Origin of the sequence: Enterobacter sp. 22452 (assembly GCF_052045065.1) — a bacterium.
GTDB lineage: Bacteria > Pseudomonadota > Gammaproteobacteria > Enterobacterales > Enterobacteriaceae > Enterobacter > Enterobacter mori.
Genome location: NZ_JBQEOB010000003.1, coordinates 391,479 through 407,766, shown reverse-complemented (window position 1 = coordinate 407,766; position 16,288 = coordinate 391,479). Strand labels below are relative to the sequence as shown.

19 protein-coding genes and 1 tRNA gene are annotated in these 16,288 nt (G+C 54.5%); 10 read left to right on the top strand and 10 right to left on the bottom strand.

Annotated features, from left to right (window positions below; all coding sequences use genetic code 11):
- Positions 1-267: 267 nt before the first annotated feature.
- Positions 268-343: transfer RNA gene (locus tag ACTJJA_RS11820), tRNA-Phe, on the bottom strand.
- 169 nt (positions 344-512) lie between these two features.
- Between ACTJJA_RS11820 and ACTJJA_RS11815 the strand changes: the two genes are divergently transcribed.
- Positions 513-1,358, top strand: a complete 846-nt coding sequence (locus tag ACTJJA_RS11815) for an AraC family ligand binding domain-containing protein (RefSeq protein ID WP_440668114.1) — start codon at positions 513-515, stop codon at positions 1,356-1,358.
- A gap of 36 nt (positions 1,359-1,394) precedes the next feature.
- The gene (locus ACTJJA_RS11810) at positions 1,395-1,985 is read left to right on the top strand and encodes a LysE family translocator (RefSeq protein ID WP_440668112.1); all 591 of its coding nucleotides are present in this window, start codon (positions 1,395-1,397) and stop codon (positions 1,983-1,985) included.
- Here ACTJJA_RS11810 and ACTJJA_RS11805 read toward each other — a convergent pair.
- From ACTJJA_RS11805 to aspA, 5 genes are all read right to left on the bottom strand, one after another.
- Entirely contained in the window at positions 1,982-2,557 is a 576-nt protein-coding gene (locus tag ACTJJA_RS11805) for a transcriptional regulator (RefSeq protein WP_089601520.1), read from the bottom strand. The genes ACTJJA_RS11810 and ACTJJA_RS11805 overlap by 4 nt on opposite strands.
- A 49-nt stretch (positions 2,558-2,606) precedes the next feature.
- Positions 2,607-4,322 (bottom strand): protein-disulfide reductase DsbD, encoded by a 1,716-nt coding sequence (locus tag ACTJJA_RS11800; protein ID WP_440668110.1) that lies wholly within the window; start codon positions 4,320-4,322, stop codon positions 2,607-2,609.
- Positions 4,298-4,621 (bottom strand): divalent cation tolerance protein CutA, encoded by a 324-nt coding sequence (gene cutA, locus ACTJJA_RS11795; protein WP_010427778.1) that lies wholly within the window; start codon positions 4,619-4,621, stop codon positions 4,298-4,300. The genes ACTJJA_RS11800 and cutA overlap by 25 nt, the downstream gene beginning before the upstream one ends.
- Before the next feature lie 113 nt (positions 4,622-4,734).
- On the bottom strand, positions 4,735-6,036 hold the full coding sequence (locus tag ACTJJA_RS11790; RefSeq protein ID WP_028016415.1) for an anaerobic C4-dicarboxylate transporter: 1,302 nt from the start codon (positions 6,034-6,036) through the stop codon (positions 4,735-4,737).
- Positions 6,037-6,153: 117 nt separating this feature from the next.
- Entirely contained in the window at positions 6,154-7,590 is a 1,437-nt protein-coding gene (gene aspA, locus ACTJJA_RS11785) for an aspartate ammonia-lyase (RefSeq protein ID WP_010427776.1), read from the bottom strand.
- Positions 7,591-7,925: 335 nt separating this feature from the next.
- Between aspA and ACTJJA_RS11780 the strand changes: the two genes are divergently transcribed.
- The gene (locus ACTJJA_RS11780) at positions 7,926-8,390 is read left to right on the top strand and encodes an FxsA family protein (protein ID WP_440668269.1); all 465 of its coding nucleotides are present in this window, start codon (positions 7,926-7,928) and stop codon (positions 8,388-8,390) included.
- 33 nt (positions 8,391-8,423) lie between these two features.
- Here ACTJJA_RS11780 and yjeH read toward each other — a convergent pair whose 3' ends face one another.
- Positions 8,424-9,662: an L-methionine/branched-chain amino acid transporter gene (yjeH, locus tag ACTJJA_RS11775; RefSeq protein WP_010427774.1), complete on the bottom strand. Its 1,239-nt coding sequence runs from the start codon at positions 9,660-9,662 to the stop codon at positions 8,424-8,426.
- 178 nt (positions 9,663-9,840) lie between these two features.
- Between yjeH and ACTJJA_RS11770 the strand changes: the two genes are divergently transcribed.
- From ACTJJA_RS11770 to ACTJJA_RS11760, 3 genes are all read left to right on the top strand, one after another.
- A complete protein-coding gene (locus ACTJJA_RS11770; RefSeq protein ID WP_003855929.1) occupies positions 9,841-10,134 on the top strand; it encodes a co-chaperone GroES in 294 nt (97 codons plus the stop codon).
- Between the two features lie 39 nt (positions 10,135-10,173).
- Entirely contained in the window at positions 10,174-11,817 is a 1,644-nt protein-coding gene (gene groL, locus ACTJJA_RS11765; protein ID WP_010427772.1) for a chaperonin GroEL, read from the top strand.
- Between the two features lie 134 nt (positions 11,818-11,951).
- The gene (locus ACTJJA_RS11760) at positions 11,952-12,305 is read left to right on the top strand and encodes a DUF4156 domain-containing protein (protein ID WP_010427771.1); all 354 of its coding nucleotides are present in this window, start codon (positions 11,952-11,954) and stop codon (positions 12,303-12,305) included.
- A 65-nt stretch (positions 12,306-12,370) separates the two neighbouring features.
- On the opposite strand, the gene epmB is transcribed toward ACTJJA_RS11760, so the two are convergent.
- The gene (gene epmB, locus ACTJJA_RS11755) at positions 12,371-13,399 is read right to left on the bottom strand and encodes an EF-P beta-lysylation protein EpmB (RefSeq protein WP_440668107.1); all 1,029 of its coding nucleotides are present in this window, start codon (positions 13,397-13,399) and stop codon (positions 12,371-12,373) included.
- 40 nt (positions 13,400-13,439) lie between these two features.
- Between epmB and efp the strand changes: the two genes are divergently transcribed.
- The 3 genes from efp to ecnB all read left to right on the top strand — a co-directional run bounded on the left by efp (position 13,440) and on the right by ecnB (position 14,451).
- The gene (efp, locus tag ACTJJA_RS11750) at positions 13,440-14,006 is read left to right on the top strand and encodes an elongation factor P (protein ID WP_010427766.1); all 567 of its coding nucleotides are present in this window, start codon (positions 13,440-13,442) and stop codon (positions 14,004-14,006) included.
- Positions 14,007-14,064: 58 nt separating this feature from the next.
- Positions 14,065-14,196 (top strand): entericidin A/B family lipoprotein, encoded by a 132-nt coding sequence (locus tag ACTJJA_RS11745; RefSeq protein WP_010427765.1) that lies wholly within the window; start codon positions 14,065-14,067, stop codon positions 14,194-14,196.
- A 108-nt stretch (positions 14,197-14,304) separates the two neighbouring features.
- Positions 14,305-14,451 carry a lipoprotein toxin entericidin B gene (ecnB, locus tag ACTJJA_RS11740; protein ID WP_003855942.1) on the top strand — a complete coding sequence of 49 codons (147 nt, stop codon included), beginning with the start codon at positions 14,305-14,307 and terminating at the stop codon, positions 14,449-14,451.
- A 40-nt stretch (positions 14,452-14,491) separates the two neighbouring features.
- On the opposite strand, the gene ACTJJA_RS11735 is transcribed toward ecnB, so the two are convergent.
- Positions 14,492-15,091 (bottom strand): helix-turn-helix transcriptional regulator, encoded by a 600-nt coding sequence (locus ACTJJA_RS11735; RefSeq protein ID WP_010427762.1) that lies wholly within the window; start codon positions 15,089-15,091, stop codon positions 14,492-14,494.
- A 262-nt stretch (positions 15,092-15,353) separates the two neighbouring features.
- Between ACTJJA_RS11735 and sugE the strand changes: the two genes are divergently transcribed.
- Positions 15,354-15,671, top strand: coding sequence for a quaternary ammonium compound efflux SMR transporter SugE (gene sugE / locus ACTJJA_RS11730; protein ID WP_100165646.1), 318 nt, complete (start codon positions 15,354-15,356; stop codon positions 15,669-15,671).
- On the opposite strand, the gene ACTJJA_RS11725 is transcribed toward sugE, so the two are convergent.
- A complete protein-coding gene (locus ACTJJA_RS11725; RefSeq protein ID WP_440668104.1) occupies positions 15,668-16,198 on the bottom strand; it encodes a lipocalin family protein in 531 nt (176 codons plus the stop codon). The genes sugE and ACTJJA_RS11725 overlap by 4 nt on opposite strands.
- Positions 16,199-16,288: the final 90 nt, after the last annotated feature.

Sequence of the window (16,288 nt, the reverse complement as noted above, 5' to 3'; positions counted from 1 at the left end):
GAAACGCCGTAGCGCCGATGGTAGTGTGGGGTCTCCCCATGTGAGAGTAGGGAACTGCCAGGCATCAATTAGAAGAACCCCGTACCGAAAGGTGCGGGGTTTTTTGCTTTGAGCGTAGAAAAAACCAGTAGTGCTGCGGATTTAGTAGGCCGGATAAGGCAAAGCAGACTGTAAGATGCCACGGCAAAAAGAAACAAGAATACTAAAGAAGGGATTTATAAACGCAGAAAAGCAAAAACCCAGCCATAGGCTGGGTTCTTTAAATAGTGGTGCCCGGACTCGGAATCGAACCAAGGACACGGGGATTTTCAATCCCCTGCTCTACCGACTGAGCTATCCGGGCAACGGAGCGCATTAAACCGCAATCACGCCCGATCGTCAACATTATTTCGGGAAAAGCTGTTCAACTGCTTAAGTTTGCGGCAACCTGTCCGCTTTCGCCGCGAAAATGCACAAATCTTCCAGACAGTACCAGTGTGATACGGCAATGCTGAGAGTAAGAGGAGGACAGTATGACGAATGACTGGCTTGAGCTGCGTCAGCATGCAGATACGGGTATTGAGACGATAAAAGCGCATTTCGAAGGACACGCCTATGATCCACACTGGCACGATAGCTATCTGGTAGGGATAACCCTCTCCGGCACGCAGCAGTTTCACTGCCGCCGTGAGCGTCATCGTAGCCAGCCGGGTGATGCATTTTTGCTTGAGCCCGGCGAGATCCACGACGGCGATGCGCCTGTAGAGGGCGGCTTTACCTATCTGACCTTCTATCTGGAAGAGCGTTGGCTCACCCGTGCGCTACAGGGGCTGTACGAATCGACTCCCGGGCACTATTCACTCCACTTTGCCCAAACGTTGACCCGGGAACCGCAGCTGGTGCGCGCTATAGGTGAGACGTTCTCCACTTTGCATAATGACGAGATGAAAATCGTTCAGCAGAGCACAATGGATAATCTGCTCTCCCGCATGACTGCCCATTGCCACTGGCGTAAGAAGCTCCCGTCGCAGTTACAAAGCGCTGCCGTGGCGCATCGTGCACGCGACTATCTTTATGCCCATATCGACGAGAACGTGGGGCTGTCAGATCTTGCACGCGAGACAGGCACGGATCGCTTTACCCTGACGCGCTGTTTTAAGCGCGAGTTCAACCTGGCGCCGCACGCATGGCTTATTCAGCTGCGTCTGGCAAAGGCCCGACAGCTGCTGGCGCGCGGTGAGCAGCCTGTTGATGTGGCTACGGCAGTGGGTTTTGCCGATCAAAGCCATCTGGGGCGTTGGTTTCAGCGGGCCTACCGTATCTCCCCTGCATACTACCGACGGTTGTGCACAAACCTTCCAGACGTTTCCAAAAAATAACGGCACATTCATGGCTCTAATAAAAAGGAGCCACCTGTGAGTTTGATACCCTTCCTGTTGTTCGCTTTCGTCGCCTCCATTACGCCGGGGCCAACCAATATTCTGGTGCTTACGAACAGCCAGCACTTTGGCGTAAAAAATACCGTACCTGCTATTCTGGGCGGGTGTATCGCGGCCAGTGCGATCGTGCTGGTATCAGGCGCGGGCACAGGGGAAGTGCTGCGTCAGTATCCTTTGATACGTCAGATAATGAGCTGGGTGGGCGTGCTGTGGCTAAGCTGGATGAGCTGGCAGCTGTTTAGCGCCCCGGCTGCCAGTCTCTCCGCTAAAAGTCCTGTCCGATTCACCGCTCAGGCAGCGGCGCTGCTGCAGATTGTGAATCCGAAAACCTGGATGATGGCGCTGGCGGTTGTCAGCCTGTTTGCTCCGGCGGGCGACCATGCATTGCGGGATATCGCGCTAATGGCGCTATGGTTTCTGCAGATCTCGATAGCCTGTTTGATGTGCTGGGCGTGGCTGGGTAAAGCGGTGAACCAAATTTTTCGCACCACCGTGGCGATGGTGCGATTTCAACGTCTGATGGCGCTGTGTCTGCTCGTCTCCGCCTGGGCGGGCATGCTGGCTTAAGTCAGTGCCCCGCCCATACGGCACTGGGCGAAGCGCAGAATGTCCTCCGCCAGACGGTGAGCAGTATCCACATCCGCTTGACTACGGTTCACCAGCATACGGCTCAGGCAACCTTCCAGCACCAGCTCCATCTGCTTCGCCACCATAGCCGGGTCATCCACTTCAAGCGTGGTCAGCAGTTCGTGGGTAAAGTCATGCGCCGCACGTTTTTGCTGATCTGCCAGCTGATGGATGGGGTGGCCTGGATCGGGGAAGTACGTACAGGCGGCGATGAACAGACAGCCCGGATAGCGGTTGTTGCTAACGCATTCCGTCAGGGCGGTATAGCGCGCCAGCAGCTTTTGCTCTGCCGTGAGCTCTTCATTCAGCATCAGCTGCCTGCGCCAGATATCCACCTGCTGGCTGAGGTAGCGCAGGGCGTCATAGAGCAGCGCCTCTTTATCGGGCCAGAAGCGGGTAAGCTCGTCCAGAGGGTAATCGATACGGTCGGCGACCATCTCAAGCGTGGTGCTGGCGATCCCTTGAATCTCAAGTAATTGCAGGGCTTGTCCCAGTACGTCTTCACGTTGCACGGTTTTCTCCTCCGTTATTCCCAACGGTTTGTCCCGTCTAAAGTGTTGTTTACGGTTGGCGATTGCGCAAATGCGCGCTGAACGCCATCGCATCCATAAACCCGGTTACACGCTGCATCGGCTGCTCTTCGCCCTGCTCATTGAAGAACAGAATCGTTGGCAGCCCAAGAACGTTAAGTTGTTTTAGCAGCGCTTTATCCTGCGCATTATTGGCTGTCACATTCGCCTGGAGCAGAACCGTGTCTTTCAGGGCACGTTGTACCTGCGGATCGCTAAAGGTGTATTTTTCAAACTCTTTACAGGCGACACACCAGTCGGCATAGAGATCGAGCATCACCGGTTTGCCTTTTGCTTGCATCAGGGCGGCGTTGAGTTCATCCACGTTATTAATCTGCATGAAATTCAGGTGCGCCTGCGTCTCGCTAACGGGTGAGCCGAACGCCCAATCCTGTAGCGGACGCACGCTCACCAGCGCAGCGGCGAGCAGAATAATTTGCACCAGGCACATCCACGCTTTTTTTGCGCCCAGGCTGACGATAAATGCCCAGGCGAAGAAGGCCACACCGAGCATTGCCCACAGGCGAATGCCCCAGACATCACCGATGATGCGCTCCAGCAGGAATACAGGCAGCGCCAGAATCACAAAGCCAAACGCGGTTTTTACCGTCTCCATCCACGGGCCACTCTTCGGCAGCAGGCGGTTGCCGAATACCGTCACCAGAATCAGCGGCAGGCCCATGCCGAGTGCATAGAGGTACAACGTCCCGCCGCCGAGCCACATGTTGCCGCTCTGGGCGATGTACAGCAGGATCGCGCTCAGCGGCGCGGTGGTGCAGGGGGAGCAGATCAGCCCTGCTATCGCGCCCATTGCAAACACCCCGCCTGCCGAGCCGCCCTGCTGACGGTTACTCATCAGCGTTAAGCGGGTTTGCAGCGAGGAGGGCAGCTGCAGCGTGAACAGGCCAAACATCGACAGCGCCAGCAGGATAAACACCGCTGACAGGCCGATAAGCACGTAAGGGTGCTGAAGCGCCGCCTGGAACTGCAATCCGGCAGCGGCGACGACGAGGCCGAGCGCGGTGTATGTCAGCGCCATACCCTGCACGTAGATGAAGGCCAGCAACAGCGCACGTGCGGTGGAGAGGCGTTGTTTGCCGCCCAGTACGATGCCAGAAATAAGCGGGTACATTGGCAGGACGCATGGCGTAAAGGCGATGCCGATGCCAATCAGTAAGGCCCACAGTGCTGAGAACGGAAGGTCTGACGCGGCTTCGCCTTCGCCTTCACCCCTCACCCTGGCCCTCTCCCCTGAGGGGAGAGGGGGAATAGCGGCGGCAGCATTAACTTCGCTAAGGGGCACGACTTTCGTTTCCGGCGGATAGCAGAACCCGGCATCCGCACACCCTTGATAGGTGACGGCCAGCGTAGCACCCTTGTCGGCCTGATTCACCGTAACGGGCACGCTTAAGCGCTGGCGATAGATTTCACTCTTACCGTAGAACTCGTCCTCGTGCCACTCGCCCGCGGGCATCTGCAATGCGCCCACCTTAGCCTGGGCAGGCGTAATGCTCACCTGCTTGCGGTAAAGGTAATAGCCCTCTTTCACCTGCCAGGTAAGATTGAGATCGTGCTGGTTTTGCTGAAAGTCGAAAACGAACGCCTGGTCGGCAGGAATAAAGTTCGAACGGCCGGGCGCGTCAAACAACCCGGCAAATACTGATGTGCTGCACAGCAGCAGGATCAGCGTAAGGAAGCGTTGAGCCATGAGAGATAGTCGTTATCGCCGTGGACCACTGGCAGCACCAGCAGTTCCGGAGTTTGGTAAGGATGATGAGATTTGAGGCAGTCGAGTAGCGCCTGCTGATTCGCCGGATTGGTTTTGAGCAACATCTGGACTTCGTACTCCTGCTCCAGCTTGCCTTCCCAGTAATAAAGGGAGGTGGCACCGGGGAGGAGCGTCACGCAGGCAGCCAGTTTTTCGGCCAGCACTTTGGCGGCGAGATCCTGGGCAGTGGCTTCATCAGGGGCGGTGCACAGTACGACAACAGCATCAGGCGTGTTCACAAGTCGACCTCCTCATCACGAAAGTCTTCACTATATCACGCAAGGCAGTTGGTCATTAATGAAACGGGCCGCTGAGCGGCCCGATTTTAACTATTTTTACAACGGCAATCCGTTTACAGCACAATGCCGCCGATGATAAAGCCGAGGATCACGCAAAGCGTAATGGCGACGACGCCCGGGATCAGGAACGCATGGTTAAACACGTACTTACCGATACGCGTTGAGCCGGTGTCATCCATTTCAACCGCCGCCAGCAGGGTTGGGTAGGTTGGCAATACGAACAGCGCAGAAACCGCCGCGAAAGAGGCAATTGCCGTCAGCGGCGTCACACCCAGCATCAGTGCCGCAGGCATCAGCGCTTTGGTGGTGGCGGCCTGAGAGTAGAGCAGGGTCGCAGCAAAGAACAGCACGACCGCCAGCAGCCACGGGTAATTGTGCAGCAGGTCACCGGCTACGGTCTGGATGTCGCTGATGTGCGCTTTCACGAAGGTATCACCGAGCCAGGCTACGCCCAGTACGCACACGCAGGCGCTCATACCTGATTTGAAGGTGCTGGCGTTCAGCACTTCGCTGGTGTCAATTTTACAGGTGATGCTAATCAGCGTTGCGATGGTCAGCATGAACACCACAATCGCTTCGTTACGCGGCAGGACCGGGTTCTGGATCAGACCCACGGTGTCGCTGATGGCGGTCGCGTAGAACATCACGGCGACAATACCGATCAGGAACAGCAACACGGAGCGTTTTGCGTGTGGCTTCAGCTCGAAGACCTGGCTGCCGCGCAGCTTCACTTCACCTTTCGCCAGGCGTTCCTGGTAAACCGGATCGTCTTTCAGCTCGGCTCCGAGGAAGTTACAGAGCACGGCGGTGATCATGACCGCAATCAGCGTCACCGGAATACAGATCGCCAGCAGCGTCAGGTAGCTCACGCCCATCGGCTCAAGGATACCGGCGAAGAAGACCACCGCAGCAGAAATCGGCGAGGCGGTAATTGCAATCTGGGACGCGACGACGGCAATAGAGAGCGGACGCGACGGGCGAATACCTTGTTCTTTCGCCACTTCAGTAATCACTGGCAGCGTAGAGAAGGCGGTGTGGCCCGTACCGGCGAGAATGGTCATAAACCAGGTCACCAGCGGGGCAAGGAAGGTAATATATTTTGGATGGCGGCGCAGCATACGCTCCGCCAGGCTCACCAGGTAGTCCATACCGCCTGCGACCTGCATGGCCGCGATAGCCGCAATAACTGCCATGATGATTTCGATAACGTCAAAAGGGATTGCGCCGGGTTTGATCTGAAAGATAAGGGTAAGAACGAGCACCCCGAGACCGCCGGCAAAACCGATGCCGATCCCCCCGAGTCGTGCGCCCAAATAAATCGCCAACAAGACGATGACGAGTTCTGCTCCAAACATAAGTGCCTTCCTTGTTTATTAACAAGTTGATATTGAAATGTTGTGTAATTGGTAATGCTTAAAAAGAAAAAAGGCACGTCACAAGTGACGTGCCTTTCGGAAGCTTAGCCTGAACGGTTACTGTTCGCTTTCATCGGTATATCGTTTCGCTTTATACGCCGGGTGCATCAGGTTCTGGGCCGAGAAGATATCGTCCAGCTCCGCTTCGGTCAACAGTCCGCGCTCAAGCACGACTTCACGCACGCTCTTACCGGTTTCGGCACAAATCTTACCGACGATATCGCCGTTGTGGTGGCCGATGAACGGGTTGAGGTAGGTGACGATCCCGATAGAGTTATAGACGTAACCTTCACACACTTCTTTATTGGCGGTGATGCCGTTGATGCATTTTTCCAGCAGGTTATAGCAGGCGTTGGTCAGGATGTGAATGGATTCAAACATCGCCTGGCCAATCACTGGCTCCATCACGTTCAGCTGCAGCTGACCGGCTTCAGAGGCCATGGTCACGGTGGTGTCGTTACCGATGACTTTGAAGCAGACCTGATTGACCACTTCTGGCACAACCGGGTTAACTTTGGCTGGCATGATGGATGAACCCGCCTGCAGTTCTGGCAGGTTAATCTCGTTCAGACCCGCGCGCGGGCCTGAAGAGAGCAGGCGCAGGTCGTTACAGATTTTGGACAGTTTCACCGCCAGACGTTTCAGGGCGCTGTGAACCATGACGTATGCGCCGCAGTCGGACGTTGCTTCAATCAGATCTTCCGCAGGGACGACGGCCAGGTTAGAGACTTCAGCCAGTTTCTGTACCGCCAGCTGTTGATAGCCGTCTGGCGTGTTCAGGCGTGTACCGATGGCGGTTGCGCCCAGGTTCACTTCCAGCAGCAGTTCAGAGGTGCGCAGCAGGTTTTTGGTCTCTTCATTCAGCAGCACGTTAAACGCGTGGAACTCCTGACCGAGGGTCATAGGGACTGCGTCCTGCAACTGGGTACGACCCATTTTCAGGATATCCTGGAACTCAACCGCTTTACGCTGGAAGCCATCGCCCAGCTGGTTGATCGCGTCCACCAGTTTCACTACAGAGGCATAGACCGCGATGCGGAAGCCGGTTGGGTAAGCATCGTTGGTAGACTGACACTTGTTAACGTGGTCGTTCGGGTTGAGGTACTGGTATTCACCTTTCTGGTGACCCATCAGCTCCAGGCCGATGTTTGCCAGCACTTCGTTGGTGTTCATGTTGACGGAGGTGCCCGCGCCACCCTGGTAGACGTCAACCGGGAACTGATCCATGCATTTGCCGTTGTTCAGCACTTCATCGCACGCGGCGATAATCGCATTTGCAGCGCTTTTAGGAATGGTTTGCAGCTCTTTGTTTGCCAGTGCTGCGGCTTTCTTCACCATCACCATGCCACGGACAAACTCAGGGATGTCGCTGATTTTGCTGTTGCTGATGTAGAAGTTTTCAATCGCTCTCAGAGTGTGAACACCGTAGTAGGCATCCGCTGGAACTTCCCTGGTACCCAACAAGTCTTCTTCGATACGAATGTTGTTTAACATGTGAACCTTCTTTTCAAGCTGCCGATGGATTGTACTAAACACACAGTATATATGTGGTTTTGAATATTTTCTGACCGACGATTATTCCCTCAATCGGCCTGATGTTCGAGATCATATGCTGATGATAGCGAATTGCCGTAAGCTGGATCACTTATTATCGACCCGATTCCATGATAATTATTAATCTGTGAAATGTGTCACCGCTTTAATATTTCCGAAAAAAATATCCGTGCAAACCGATTGAATTTTGGCTAACCGTCGCCATCTCTAAAAAACGCGTTTTGCGAACACATTCAGACAGGGGCCAGATGGCACCTGCCCTACAGGAGATGCCAGTGCGCTGGATACCGTTTATTGCTTTCTTTCTCTATGTTTACATTGAGATTTCGATTTTCATTCAGGTTGCCTACGTGCTGGGCGTGCTGCTGACGTTGATTCTGGTGATCTTCACCTCCGTCATCGGCATGTCGCTGGTGCGTAATCAGGGTTTCAAAAATTTCCTGTTAATGCAGCAGAAGATGGCCGCGGGCGAAAGCCCGGCAGCCGAGATGATCAAAAGCGTGTCGCTGATTATTGCGGGCCTGCTGCTGATCCTGCCGGGGTTCTTCACCGATTTCCTCGGCCTGTTGCTGCTGTTACCGCCGGTGCAGAAGCACCTGACCATGAAGCTGCTGCCGCATTTGCGTTTCAGCCGCATGCCGGGTGGCGGGTTCAGCACCGGGCCGGGTGATACGTTTGAAGGGGAGTATCAGCGTAAGGACGACCAGCGCGACCGGTTAGATCATAAAGACGATCGGTGATTTTTTTGCCCGGTGGCGCTTCGCTTACCGGGCCTACGGATTCTGCTGTTTCGGTAAAAACAGCCACAGCCCTGCCAGCATGACAATAGCGTACAGACTCTTCCATCCCACCATCGCCAGCAGCAGCAGGCAAAGCACACCCCCAACGACCGCCAGGGCTTTATAGCGACCTTTCAGCAGACGGCAGCCCGCGAGCATACACAGCAGGTAGATCATGATGAAAATGCCGTTGGCGTAAACGATCAGCGCGTCCAGATTGATATCCAGCGCGTAAATACACAGCGAACTCAGGACGCAGCAGCCCAGCACGGCATTCAGGGCATTCAGCGGTAGCTGGCGTTTAGACAGGCGCGCGAGGCGATTCTCAGGTTTGTCGAGCGCCTGCGACCACACCAGCCGGGCAAAGCTCTGGATATAAATATTCAGGCTGGCAAAACAGGCCAGATAGCCGATGACGCAGGCGATCCACAGCGCTTTCACACCGAACAGTTCAACCACAATGCCAGGCAGCGATGCCGCGGCAGCGAGATCCGCACCGAACGCGTTGAAGTGTAATACCAGCACGGTACACGCCCAATAGACCGTACCCGCCAGCAGCAGGCCAATCATCAGCGCGCGGGGAAAATCACGTTCAGGCTGCTTAAATTCCGACGCCAAATGGGCAAAGGCTTCCAGGCCCACAAAACACCAGAACATGACGGAGAGGGCGGCGAAAAGCTGTGAATGGTCGACGTCTGTTACCGCGGGAAAGGGAATTTCTTTTATTGTGATATCGCCCGCCCACCAGATAGCAGCAACGAGCGCAACAATCAGCACCGCAACCAGCGTCTGCAGATTGGCGCTGGAGCTGGCGCCGCGCGAGCCCACCCACCAGACGATAGCCAACGTGCCCAGTTCGGCCAGCAACAACTGCGCGTTATGCCAGCCAAACAGCGCCTGACCAAAGCCGGTCGCAATATGCAACGCCGCAGGAAGACCAACCGGAATGACGGAGAGAAAGAGCCAGCCGGTGACGCGCTCAAGGCGCGGACCAAACGCTATGCCGACAAAATGCGCCACGCCGCCCGCGCTGGGAAAATGCCGCCCGAGGATGGCGAAGACAATTGCCACCGGGAAAACCAGCACAATCAACACAGGCCACGCCCACAGACTGTTATTCCCCGCGACCAGCGCGGCCAGGGCGGGTACGGCAAACACGCCCGTGCCTAACAAGGAGGTGGAGAGTAAGCCAACGCCCTGTGCCAGCCCCAACTCCTGCTTGAGTCCACTCATTTCCATCGTCCTGCCACCATCAAAAGAGAGGCGATGGTAACACTTTCGCAAATTTTTTTTCGATTCCCCCTTGAAGGGGGAAAAAGCTATCCCCATCTCTCAGGGCACTAGCCGGAAAACCGCATGCGGCCCGGCGTTATCCATAACTGATAATGACTTTCTCAAAGGAGAGCTATCAATGAGTATTCGTCCGTTACATGATCGTGTGATCGTCAAACGTAAAGAAGTTGAAACCAAGTCTGCTGGCGGCATCGTTCTGACCGGTTCTGCGGCAGCCAAATCAACGCGTGGCGAAATCATCGCTGTCGGTAAGGGCCGCATCCTGGAAAACGGAACTGTGCAGCCGCTGGACGTTAAAGTTGGTGACATCGTCATTTTCAACGATGGCTACGGCGTGAAATCCGAGAAGATCGACAATGAAGAAGTGTTGATCATGTCCGAGAGCGACATTCTGGCAATTGTTGAAGCGTAATTTACGCACGAAACTGTACGAATTTGAGGAAATAAGAACATGGCAGCTAAAGACGTAAAATTCGGTAACGACGCTCGTGTAAAAATGCTCCGCGGCGTAAACGTACTGGCAGACGCAGTGAAAGTGACCCTGGGTCCGAAAGGTCGTAACGTAGTGCTGGACAAATCCTTCGGCGCGCCAACCATCACCAAAGATGGTGTTTCTGTTGCACGTGAAATCGAGCTGGAAGACAAGTTCGAAAACATGGGCGCGCAGATGGTGAAAGAAGTGGCCTCTAAAGCGAACGACGCTGCAGGCGACGGTACCACCACCGCGACCGTACTGGCACAGGCTATCATCACTGAAGGTCTGAAAGCCGTTGCTGCGGGCATGAACCCAATGGATCTGAAACGTGGTATCGACAAAGCTGTCGCTTCCGCTGTTGAAGAACTGAAAGCGCTGTCCGTACCGTGCTCTGACTCTAAAGCGATTGCTCAGGTTGGTACCATCTCCGCTAACTCCGACGAAACCGTAGGTAAACTGATCGCAGAAGCGATGGATAAAGTCGGTAAAGAAGGCGTGATCACCGTTGAAGACGGTACCGGTCTGGAAGACGAACTGGACGTGGTTGAAGGTATGCAGTTCGACCGCGGTTACCTGTCCCCATACTTCATCAACAAGCCAGAGACTGGCGCTGTTGAGCTGGAAAGCCCGTTCATCCTGCTGGCTGACAAGAAAATCTCCAACATCCGCGAAATGCTGCCAGTGCTGGAAGCCGTTGCGAAAGCAGGCAAGCCGCTGGTTATCATCGCTGAAGACGTTGAAGGCGAAGCGCTGGCGACCCTGGTGGTTAACACCATGCGCGGCATCGTGAAAGTGGCTGCGGTTAAAGCACCTGGCTTCGGCGATCGTCGTAAAGCAATGCTGCAGGATATCGCTACCCTGACTGGCGGTACCGTGATCTCTGAAGAGATCGGTATGGAGCTGGAAAAAGCGACCCTGGAAGACCTCGGCCAGGCGAAACGCGTTGTGATCAACAAAGACACCACCACCATCATCGATGGCGTGGGTGAAGAAGCCGCTATTCAGGGCCGCGTGGGTCAGATCCGTAAGCAAATCGAAGAAGCGACTTCTGACTACGACCGTGAAAAACTGCAGGAGCGCGTAGCGAAACTGGCTGGCGGCGTTGCGGTAATCAAAGTCGGTGCGGCGACCGAAGTTGAAATGAAAGAGAAAAAAGCACGCGTTGACGATGCCCTGCACGCGACCCGTGCTGCGGTAGAAGAAGGCGTGGTTGCTGGTGGTGGTGTCGCGCTGGTGCGTGTTGCCGCTAAGCTGGCAGGCCTGACTGCTCAGAACGAAGATCAGAACGTGGGTATCAAAGTTGCGCTGCGCGCGATGGAAGCGCCACTGCGTCAGATCGTGTCCAACGCCGGTGAAGAGCCATCTGTTGTAACCAACAACGTGAAAGCGGGCGAAGGTAACTACGGTTACAACGCGGCAACTGAAGAATATGGCAACATGATCGACTTCGGTATTCTGGACCCAACAAAAGTAACCCGTTCTGCTCTGCAGTATGCGGCTTCTGTTGCTGGCCTGATGATCACCACCGAGTGCATGGTGACCGACCTGCCAAAAGGCGACGCGCCTGACTTAGGTGCTGCTGGTATGGGCGGCATGGGCGGTATGGGCGGCATGATGTAATCGTGCGCTTTACCTCTTAGAATGTGAAAAACCCCCGGGCAGAAATGCTCGGGGGTTTTTCTTTTGGTCATCTTTTAGGTATAAGGTTTACACACGGACAACTACTGTCCAGCTTATTGAAAACGAGGAATAACATGCGCGTAAAAGTCTGTGCAGGGATTGTAGGGGCAGCATTGCTGCTGGCGGGTTGTAGCTCCAGCAATGAGCTGTCGGCAGCGGGCCAGGGCGTTCGCTTTGTGGAAGATAAGCCGGGCAGCGAATGCCAGCTGTTAGGCACGGCAACCGGTGAGCAAAGTAACTGGATGTCAGGTCAGCATGGCGAAGAAGGTGGCTCTATGCGCGGTGCGGCGAATGCCCTGCGTAACCAGGCTGCGGCAATGGGCGGTAACGTGATTTACGGCGTGAGCAGCCCAACGCAGGGTATGCTGTCCAGCTTCGTGCCGACCGCCAGCCAGATGAATGGCCAGGTCTACAAGTGCCCGAACTGAGTTAATTTGCTGATGGCGCTGCGCCCGGACCCCGTAGGGCAGGTAAGCGAAGCGCCACCTGCCTTTTAGCACTGCCGCAGTTGCAAATCCAGCGGCGTCTTGCTCGGCTCACCGCCAATCTCACGCGCCAGCTTCGGCACCATATAGCCTGAAACCAGCGTTAACAGTTCGCGCATAATCTGCCGGGCTTCTTCATCCGTCACCATGAAATGCGCTGCGCCCTGAACGCGATCCAGCACGTGCAGGTAATAGGGCATCACGCCCGCATCAAACAACGCATTGCTCAAATCTGCCAGCACGCGGGCGCTATCGTTTACGCCGCGCAGCAGCACGCTCTGGTTCAGCAGCGTCACGCCCGCTTTACGCAGACGCGCCATCCCCGCCCGAAATTCATCGTCAATTTCGTTCGCGTGGTTGATATGGTTTACCAGCAGCACCTGTAAACGAGACTGCTCAAGGCGAGAGACCAGCCCATCGGTGATCCGCGCCGGAATAACAATCGGCAAACGGCTATGAATGCGCAGACGCTTGATGTGCGGGATGGCTTCCAGCTGCGTCAGCAGCCAGTCCAGCTCGTGATCTTTCGCCATCAGCGGGTCGCCGCCGGAAAAAATAATCTCATCAAGCTCGGGATGGGCGGCGATATAGTCCAGCGCGACCTGCCAGTTGCGTTTATTGCCCTGATTGTCGGCATAGGGGAAGTGCCGACGGAAGCAATAACGACAATTTACCGCACAGCCGCCTTTTACCAGCAGCAGGGCGCGGTTGAGGTACTTGTGCAGTAAACCCGGCACCACGCTGTTCTGCTCTTCCAGCGGATCGGTGCTGTAACCCGGGGCGGTGACAAACTCATCCTGCGAAGTAAGCGTTTGTTTTAATAGCGGATCGTCGGGGTTACCTTTCTCCATACGCGCAACAAACGCACGGGGAACGCGCAGGGCAAAAAGGCGCTTTGCCTCGCGGCCTGCAAGCAACTCTTCGTGTTGATCGAGGTCTAAAAGACGCAGCAATTCATCAGGACTGGTGATTACATCGGCAAGTTGCGATAACCAATCTTCTCTGGACGGGGTGTTTAGGGTTACAATATGCGCCATTTTGTGGCTTAGCTACCAGTTAACAAATTTAGAGGGCCTTATGGCAACGTACTATAGCAACGATTTTCGTGCTGGTCTTAAAATCATGATGGACGGCGAACCGTACGCGGTTGAAGCCAGCGAATTCGTTAAACCAGGTAAAGGCCAGGCATTCGCACGCGTTAAGCTGCGCCGCCTGCTGACCGGCACCCGTGTTGAGAAAACCTTCAAGTCTACTGACTCCGCTGAAGGCGCTGATGTTGTTGATATGAACCTGACCTATCTGTACAACGACGGTGAGTTCTATCATTTCATGAACAACTCTACTTTCGAACAGCTGTCTGCTGATGAGAAAGCAGTAGGCGACAGCGCTAAATGGCTGCTGGATCAGGCTGAGTGCATCGTGACCCTGTGGAACGGCCAGCCTATCGCTGTGACCCCACCAAACTTCGTAGAACTGGAAATCGTTGAAACCGATCCAGGTCTGAAAGGTGACACCGCAGGTACCGGCGGTAAGCCAGCGAAACTGTCTACCGGCGCAGTGGTTAAAGTGCCACTGTTCGTCCAGACTGGCGAAGTGATCAAAGTGGATACCCGCTCCGGCGAATACGTGTCCCGCGTGAAGTAATTTACGTCATGATTGAAGGCGCAGCGCCCGCTGCGCCTGATTTTTGCAGGCAGGGATGATGAAACGTACCGTTAAAATTCTGCTTCTGTTAGCGCTGACCAGCGCAATCCTTTCTGGATGCAATACCGCGCGCGGCGTGGGTGAAGACATCAAAGATCTTGGCCACGTCATTTCTAATGCAGCCAGCTAATTTCGTCTAATTTTCTTAAAAATGCTTCCTGTGCCGTCAAATGACGGGATCTTGTCTATCCTTAAGTTGCTATACACAAAACAACTTTGGCTATAAAAGGAAGATATTATGGTTAAGAAAACAATTGCAGCGATCTTTTCTGTTCTGGTGCTCTCTTCTGTACTGACTGCATGTAATACCACCCGCGGTGTAGGGGAAGATATCTCCGATGGTGGCAATGCTATTTCTGGTGCAGCCACTAAAGCTCAGAACTAATGACGCACTGACGGTACGGCGCACCACTCTTACCGTACCGTCAATTCTCTGCTTCCTGCAGGGATAAAAACGGGGAATAGCGCGTATCCATATGCAGCTTCATCCTGATATTCCGCTTGTAGGTATAAACCGTTTTTCCGTTAATACTTAAATGGCTGGCAATCTTCTGGTTGCTCGCGCCGTCCATCCACAGCGTTAGCACTTTCTCCTCCTGACGAGTCAGCAGCGGGGCGGCAATCTGCGGCATTTCAACGCTTGCGCATGACGTCAGCGCGTCATTAATCACCATCGCCACTTCTTCTAAATCGGCATTTTTCAACAGCGAAGCCCATACCGGGAATTGTGTCAGGTAGTTTGTCATGTCTTGTTCTTCGCCTGACTGGAGTAAAATAAAGGGCTGCGTTTCGCTGGCAATCATCAGGGAAGAGAGTTGCTGAAAATGATGAAAATCGTGTCGAAAACCGTGTAAGTCAGCGATAACCAGCGTCGGTTTCCACTGCAGGATATGCTCTCTGGCGAGGAAGAGGTTATTCAACCCGGTCACGACGAAGTGACCCGGAAAAAGACCAGAATGATTGAGCCATGCTTCAAAACCCGTACGGGTGAAGTGGCAACGGTCAATCAAAAGAATTTTGAACATAGTGGATTCGCAGTCGGCTAGTGGTTTGGCTTCCTGCCATCAGAAAGCACATCATCATAGAGAAGTCGGATGAGTGATAAATGCCTGAACTGCGCGCCATACTGAGGCTATTTCTTGCCTTAACATATTCAGCACAAAGGGATTGAAAAAAAAGCGCACTCTATCCACAATATTGAGCGTAATCTCTGCCTTTCGGGACGACCCGTAAGCGCTTCTTTCACCGGGGACGGCCCCAACTTGTACTTAAGTTAAGGAGCCTGAAATGTCCTGGATTATTCTTTTCATTGCCGGTTTGCTCGAAGTGGTTTGGGCAATTGGTCTGAAATATACCCACGGTTTTACCCGTCTGACGCCCAGCGTCATTACCGTTACCGCAATGATTGTCAGTATTGTCATGCTGTCATGGGCAATGCGTACCCTGCCTGTTGGGACGGCTTATGCGGTCTGGACTGGAATTGGAGCGGTAGGCGCGGCCATCACCGGCATTCTGTTGTTGGGAGAGTCAGCGAGTCTGGCGCGTATTGCCAGCCTCGCCCTGATTGTTGCCGGGATCGTTGGCCTGAAGCTCAGCACGCATTAATGCGGCTGTTCAACCCAAACTAATTTCGCTACATCAAACCCTTGCCGGGTCGCCACGTCCAGCATCTGCTGTTTCATTTCAGGTGAAATGGTCGGGGTGCGGGAGAGTATCCACAGGTAGTCGCGATCCGGCCCGCACACTAATGCGTGACGATATTCTCTGTCGAGTGCAATCACGTTATATCCACCGTAGAACGGGCCGATGAAAGAGACTTTCAAGGCGGCACGGCTCGCGTCGCCGGTGAAGTACGCCTTGCCAACCGACTGTTGCCACATCGCCCGGTCCGGGTTGTAACCACGGTTAACGACCTGAATACCGCCGTCATCCATTGAACTGTAATGGGCTGTGACTTTTTCTAAACCGCGCTCGAACCGATGATCCATTCGGGCGATTTCATACCAGGTTCCAAGGAAACGTTGTGAATCGAAAGGCGTGATGACGGTGACGCCGGGTGGCGGGGTAGGGGAACTGCAGGCAACGACTAAAAACGCGGCTGTCACTGCAGCGATAACAGGCAGAATGCGCATAGGTGTTTCCTTACTGTTTTCTGTTAAGTGTAGATGACAGCAAGGAAAATGTGGCTTTTGTGCGGCGTCACACCGTGGATTTTGTAGGCC